The organism is Desulfonatronospira sp. (genome assembly GCA_003563255.1).
Classification (GTDB): Bacteria; Desulfobacterota; Desulfovibrionia; order Desulfovibrionales; family Desulfonatronovibrionaceae; genus Desulfonatronospira.
Window position 1 is genome coordinate 1 of the sequence record PWSL01000408.1, and the last position, 6,912, is coordinate 6,912.

The window sequence follows — 6,912 nt, forward strand, 5'->3', positions numbered from 1 at the left end:
TGGGCAGCAGGAGGCCCGGAACCCTGATGAAGACGTAGTGGACGCCGATTATACTGAGGTCAATGACAAGAAATAAAATGTCTTGACAGTTGCTTGAACCAATTCCTATTCTAGCCCGGGTCAAAATTGACCCGGGCTTTTTTATTTCTGTGGTTATACCAGCTGGGCAGTCAATAATTATCGTACAAAACTATCACTACAGCGACACATTATTTAAGCTTGAAGGGGACTGGCTCTCCCCGCATTTTTTTTCAGTAATGATCTTTACTTCAGTTAAAAATAAGTGCGGGGAGAGCCAGTCCCCGGAGGTCAGTCATAAGTTTCGCTGTAGTGTTAACTCAAAACTTTTAACTCGCAAGCGATGTACCAAACACGATTGATTATATATGCTCTGGTCCTTTTCTTGCTGGCTGGATGCGCCGGCAAAAGAGTGATCCCGGATGATCCCCCCAGGCCGGATCTACAGCACAGGGCCGCCCAGGCCTGGGATAGAGGCGAGCATATCCACGCCCAGGATATGTACACCCGTCTTCTGGATAAGTTCGAACTGGAAAAGGAAAAGGAAGTCCAGGCCTGGAAAAGACTGGCCATAAGTGCGGGCAAAAACCGTGATTACCGGACCTGTCTGCAGTCTCTGCAAAACTGGGCCCGACTGGATCCCGCTGCAGAAAACACCTGGCAGTGGCACCATTACCATTCTCTTGCCATCAGGAACCTGGAAAGCGAGCAGCATTACGTCCGCTACCTGGACAGGCTTATATGGGATGAGGACGTTTTTTTTGACATAAGGCTGAATGCCGCCAGGAAACTGACAGAGCATCACCTGGACAGCCGCAGGTATCAGGAGGCCGCGCAGACCCTGACAAACATCTACGGCCTTGCCTTTACTGATGAGCAGAGGGCCGGCCTTGAAAAATTCGGCGCCAGGCTCTTTCTGAACATGGAACTGCAGGAACTGCGGGATGCAGCCTCTTTCCTGGACCACGAAAAAAAGCTGTTTTTTCCATACAACCTCTTCTGGTGGGCTTATCATAATCAAAGGCTGCAGGAAGATACCGACAGATGGCAATCCATCCGGCCGGTGCTGCAGGAGATCGCCCGGGAAAGTCAGTTGGTTGATCGCAGAGCCTTGACCGAGGACCTGGACCGGTGGGAAAAGAAGCTTGGCAAGCCCTCCCCTGAAATCGCCCTGCTTCTCCCCCTGAGCCACCAGTACTCCAATGTAGGCTGGAAGGTCATGCGCGGGGCCGGCCTGGCCCACTGGGACCTGCTCACAAGCGGCACAGAGGTCAGGGTTAACACCATAAACACCAATAACCCCGGGTGGCTTGACGAACTCAAACAGATGGACAATGTTTCCCTGGCAGGCGGCCCCCTGTCGAGACAGGACTGGGACAGCATCAGGGAGGCGGGCCTGCATGAGGAAATGGTATTTCTTACTTTTCTGCCATCAATGGAAAAGGAGGGCAGTCAGGGCTGGCGTTTTTTCCCCAGTGCCAGAGATCAGGTCCGGTCTTTGCTTCAATTCAGCACCAAAGGCATGAATATCCGGAACTATGCTGTTCTTTATCCCGAAGAAGATTTCGGCCGGGCCTATGCCGAGACATTCTGGGAAGAAGCCCGGGGAAAGGATGTACAAGTAAAAGGCATGATGAGCTACCCCACAGACGATCATGCCGGTTGGAACCGCATTGTCTCTTCCTTGCTGGGCACCTCTGCGTCAACCAGCCGGTATTTAAGCCCTGACCCGGGGTTTGATGCCGTATTCATTCCCGACACCCTGGGCCGGGCCCAGGGCCTGGTACCGCGGTTTTTCTATTTCAATGCGGAGCACCTGGTCTTTCTGGGACCCATGCTCTGGTACCAGGGTTACGAGCCTGAAACCCTGGAGCAGCAGTTCTTCACCCTGGCCCTCAGCACCGGGGCCTGGGACAGCCACAGCCGGCTGGAGCCGGCCATGGAGCTAATCACCGGACTTCGGGACACCCTCCAGGGAGAGGCTGACTTCTGGGTGGCCCTGGGCTATGATTTTGTGCGTTTTGCTTCCAGACTTGGAGACATGCCTCTCCCCGGGGATAATGAAAAGGTAAACCGGATTTTGTCCCACAACCGGTTCAACTCCTGGAGCATGGCCCCCATCAGCTGGGACAGTTACGGCAAGGCCTCCCAGGACCTGTTCGTGTTTCAGATGGACAGCCATCAGCTGCAGCCCGCGGATCCGGAGAGCCTGCAATGGATGATTGAATCCAGAAAACAACGCCGGGCCATGTGGCTGGAAAGAATAAGGGGACAGCAAAGACAGGAGCAGGAACCTTAGACTTATTCCTGAAACCCTGTCATAAAATACAAGAAGTTGTTATCAGTTATTTGTTATCACTACAGCGACACTTATTTATTGACCTCCGGGGACTGGCTCTCCCCGCACTTATTTTTATAATGCCGTCAAACATCCTTCAGAAAAAGGTTTGGGGGTGCCTGTCCCCAATTTAGACAGGTGGAAAAGTTTTATAAATTTTGCTGTAGTGATAACAGACAACGGACAATAGATAATTGACACCTCAGGAGTATGCAACCGTGAACATCGACAAGGAATACGTAACCAGGATAGCTTCCCTGGCCAGGCTGGAAACATCCCCGGACCAGGCTGAAAAATTCGCAGCCCAGTTCCGGGACATCATCGGCTACATGGACAGTCTCAACCTCGTGGACACCACCGGTGTGGAGCCCTTCTACTCCCCTTCGGAAAACATTTCCGTACTGCGCGAGGATGAAAGGCGGGCAACCTGCCGGCGCCGTGAGATCCTGGCCAATGCTCCGCGCCACGACGGAGAATACTTTATTGTCCCTAAAATAATCCAAAGGTGAATTCAGTGTATAAAGATACCAGAACACTCATCGCAACCAGGCGGCTATTGCAGGACGGCCAGGTCAAGGTTTCAGAGGTGATTCAGGAATGCCTGAACAATATCTGCAAGACCGAGCCCACACTCAAGGCACTGCTGAACATCCAGGAAGAACAGGCTATGGAGCAGGCCCGGGAAATGGACCGCCAGGGTCCGGACACAAACAAACCCCTGTGGGGCATTCCCATGACCATCAAGGACGCCATCTGCACCCGGGACATGCCAACAACCTGCGGTTCCAGAATCCTGGCAAACTTTACCCCGGGCTATGACGCAACACTGGTGCATCGCCTCAAAGAGGCCGGGGCCGTTATCCTGGGCAAGACCAACCTGGACGAGTTCGCCATGGGCTCTTCCACTGAAAATTCGGCTCTGCAGACCACACATAACCCCTGGGATCTCTCCCGGGTTCCAGGCGGTTCCAGCGGAGGCTCTGCTGCTTCCATGGCTGCACTGCAGTCCCTGGGTTCCATCGGCACCGATACCGGCGGTTCTATCCGCCAGCCGGCGTCCTTTTGCGGGGTGGTGGGCATGAAGCCCACATACGGCCGGGTCTCCAGGTACGGTCTGGTGGCTTTTGGCTCCTCTCTGGAACAGGCCGGGCCCATTACAACCTGTGTCCCGGACTGCGCTGCTCTCATGAGCGTCATCTCTGGACACGACCTTCTGGATTCTACTTCTTCAGCTGCCCCGGTCCCGGATTATTTAGGTGCTCTGGAGCGAAGAAATGACCTTAAAGGCCTGCGTATAGGCCTGCCGGCCCAGTACTGGGAGAAAAAAATGAGTCCGGAAGTGTACACGGCCTGCAATCATGCCATGCAGACCGCCCGGGACGCCGGCGCTGAAACCGTTACCGTGGATCTGCCCCATGCCGGTCATGCAGTGGCTGCCTATTACATTATTGCCATGGCCGAGGCCTCCTCCAACCTGGCCCGCTATGACGGGGTCAGGTACGGCTATCGGGACATGGAAGCCACGGAACTTTTGGACATGTACCGTCGCACCAGATCCAGGGCCCTGGGGGAAGAAGTCCAGCGCAGGATCATGATCGGCACCTATGTATTGTCTGCTGGTTATTACGATGCCTACTTTAAAAAGGCCGCCCAGGTGCGCAGGCTTATCCACCAGGACTTCATGCGGGCCTTTGAAGACTGCGACGTGATCTGCTCCCCGGTGGTTCCTTTTACCGCCTTCTCCATCGGGGAAAAGGTGGACGATCCCCTGCAGTTGTATCTAATGGATATTTTTACCTCCTCTATTAACCTGGCAGGGCTACCGGGCATCAGCATCCCTGCCGGCCTGGGAGGGGGATCCGGCATGCCTGTGGGCATCCAGATTCTGGGACCGGCCTTCAGTGAAGAACTGCTCCTGCAGTCCGCATGCGTCCTGGAGCAGGCCCTTGGACCTTTGCCCCTGCCCACCGCCTTGATATAATGAAAATAGGTGTTGCTTTGAGCGGGGGCCTGGACAGTCTGGCCTGCCTGGTCATGCTGAAGGAGCAGGAATATGATCTTTTGCCCCTGCATGCCCTATTTTATCCCCACCAGGACCGGCACCTGGTGCAAAGCCTGCGGGAAATCTGCACAAGCCTGGGCACCAGCCTGCATGTGAAGGACCTGCAGCATGAATTTGCAACACAAGTGATAAACCCCTTTGTCCGGGACTACCTGCACGGACTTACCCCTAACCCCTGCGCCCGCTGCAACCGCAGTATAAAATTCGGACTTTTGCTGGACCTGGCCATGGAGCTGGGGGCCTCGGCCCTGGCCACGGGACACTATGCCCGCAAAATATCCCTGGGCTTATCCGGCCCCATCTTGATGCGGGCACGGGACCTCGGCAAAGATCAGAGCTACTTTCTGTCCCTGGTGCCCGCCGCCGGACTTGCCAGGGCCGTATTTCCAATGCAGGACCAGTATAAATCCCTGATGAAAAAATTTCTTGAAAATAGAAATATCACCCCTCCAGCCAGAGAAGAAAGTAACGAGGTTTGCTTTATCCCCGGTGACTACCGGGATTTTATAGCCGGCAGGCTGAAAAATGGCCCCTGTACCAGGCCAGGTCCCATTGTGGATTCCTCCGGCAACATCCTGGGCCGGCACCAGGGTCTATGGCGTTATACCCTGGGGCAGAGGCGCGGATTGGGTATTGCCTGCAGGCATCCCCTGTACGTACTGCGTAAGGAACTCTCCAGCGGCACCCTGGTGGTGGGACCCAGGGAAGAACTGGGGGTGCAGGGCTTTGAGGCCGGGCAGATTAATATTCTGGAACACCCGGAACAGTGGCCGGACCTGGTCCTGGTACAGACCCGGTATCGCCAGAAGGCCCGTCCGGCAGAAGTTGAAATCCAACGGGGCCGAATGTATGTCCGCTTTAAAGACCGGCCGGGACTGCCTGTCCCGGGACAGGTTGCAGTGGTTTATTCATTACAGGGCCAGGTGCTGGCCGGGGGGATAATTAAATAACCCTGCATGTTTTATCGCTACAGCGGAATTTATTTTGAATAAAAACTCTTTTTACATGGCCACCATGGGATGCAGGGTCAACCAGTATGAATCCCAGGCCATTTCAGAGGCTCTGCAGAGGCATGGGCTGGTTCAGGCGGAAGACCCGGGTTCGGCCGGCAACATATACATCAACTCCTGTGCAGTGACCTCCAGGGCCGTGCGGGATCTCAAAAAGACCTTGCGCCGCCTGCATGCCCAGGCCCCGGACGCACGCATCGTTGTTACCGGTTGTGCGGCTCAGGCCTTTGAAAAGGAGCTCCAGGACCTTAAGGAGGTGGACCTGGTAGTGCCGCAGTCCCGTAAAATAAACCTGCTGGCCTCGCCGTTCCCGGAAACAGCTCTCGACAGCCGGGACCTGGACTGGTGCATAAGCAGCTATTTCCGGGCCAGGCCGGTGGTCAAGGTCCAGGACGGATGCGCCAGGGGCTGTACCTACTGCATTGTTCCCCGCACCAGGGGAGCCCCCCGGAGCCGCACCCCCGGGGCCATTCTCCAGGAAATCCGCAGGCTGCTCGGCCGGGGATACCGCGAAACCGTCCTGTGCGGCATAAACCTGTCCCAGTATGGTCAGGACCTGAATCCCCGAATGGATTTCTGGGACCTGGCAGCCTTCCTGGAACACAACCTTGCCCCTGAATGGCGGGACAGAATGCGCCTCAGGATCAGCTCGCTGGACCCGTCCCAGCTGCATACCAGGGCCCTGGAAATCATATCCCAATCCAGGATGCTTTGCCCTCACCTGCACCTGGCCCTGCAAAGCGCCAGTCCCCGGATACTGTCCCGTATGGGACGCAGCCATTACCATCCCAGTGAAGTGGACGCATTTGTAAAAGGCCTCGAAAGCACCCTGCCCCTGTTCGCCCTGGGTGCAGATGTCCTGGTGGGATTTCCAGGGGAGGAAGAAGCTGATTTTAGGGCCACTGTGGACATGATTCACTTCCTGCCCCTGTCCTACGCCCATGTATTCACCTTTTCCCCCAGGCCGGGCACCGCCGCGGCCGGCTTTCAGGGACGGATTTCAGAGCGGGAAAAAAACCGCCGATCCGCCCGGATCAAAGAAATTCTGCAACAGAAACGAAACCGGTTCGCTGGACGGTTATTAAAGGTAAACAGTCTGCACCTGATCATGGAAAATTCTTTCAAAGGCATGAGCCAGTACTACATGGAATGCCTCATAAAAGAGCCTTCCGGGGAATTAAGGCCTGGAGATCAGGTTACGGCAGCCCCCATTAATATTCAGGGCTCCAAGCTTTTGGTTGAAGTGCTTGCTCGTTGCTGGTAGTGTATATTTTCTATTCGTAACCATTCAGGGGTCCTCGGTGTTGATTACTGGCACGAGGCCTGGGGACTGTCCCCCGCTAAGTTTTTACTGTGCAGGTTCACAAAAGTTAGCGTCTGTAATTTTTGAATTTGTTAGGGGAAAAGGTGTCGCGGGGACTGTCCCCAGGCCGATTGTTCAGCTTCAAGTGGGTGCCGGAATAGCCAGTCCCCTGCTTTCCTAA

Annotated in this window: 5 protein-coding genes; all 5 read left to right on the forward strand. The window is 55.2% G+C overall.

Annotated features, from left to right (window positions below; translation table 11 throughout):
* Positions 1-376 precede the first annotated feature (376 nt).
* The 5 genes from QZP87_RS11785 to QZP87_RS11805 all read left to right on the forward strand — a co-directional run bounded on the left by QZP87_RS11785 (position 377) and on the right by QZP87_RS11805 (position 6,692).
* The gene (locus QZP87_RS11785; protein WP_291323122.1) at positions 377-2,317 is read left to right on the forward strand and encodes a hypothetical protein; all 1,941 of its coding nucleotides are present in this window, start codon (positions 377-379) and stop codon (positions 2,315-2,317) included.
* 257 nt (positions 2,318-2,574) lie between these two features.
* On the forward strand, positions 2,575-2,865 hold the full coding sequence (gatC, locus tag QZP87_RS11790) for an Asp-tRNA(Asn)/Glu-tRNA(Gln) amidotransferase subunit GatC (RefSeq protein WP_291323123.1): 291 nt from the start codon (positions 2,575-2,577) through the stop codon (positions 2,863-2,865).
* Positions 2,862-4,337 (forward strand): Asp-tRNA(Asn)/Glu-tRNA(Gln) amidotransferase subunit GatA, encoded by a 1,476-nt coding sequence (gene gatA, locus QZP87_RS11795; RefSeq protein ID WP_291323124.1) that lies wholly within the window; start codon positions 2,862-2,864, stop codon positions 4,335-4,337. The genes gatC and gatA overlap by 4 nt, the downstream gene beginning before the upstream one ends.
* The gene (gene mnmA, locus QZP87_RS11800) at positions 4,337-5,368 is read left to right on the forward strand and encodes a tRNA 2-thiouridine(34) synthase MnmA (RefSeq protein ID WP_291323125.1); all 1,032 of its coding nucleotides are present in this window, start codon (positions 4,337-4,339) and stop codon (positions 5,366-5,368) included. The genes gatA and mnmA overlap by 1 nt, the downstream gene beginning before the upstream one ends.
* Before the next feature lie 34 nt (positions 5,369-5,402).
* The gene (locus tag QZP87_RS11805) at positions 5,403-6,692 is read left to right on the forward strand and encodes a MiaB/RimO family radical SAM methylthiotransferase (RefSeq protein ID WP_291323126.1); all 1,290 of its coding nucleotides are present in this window, start codon (positions 5,403-5,405) and stop codon (positions 6,690-6,692) included.
* Positions 6,693-6,912: the final 220 nt, after the last annotated feature.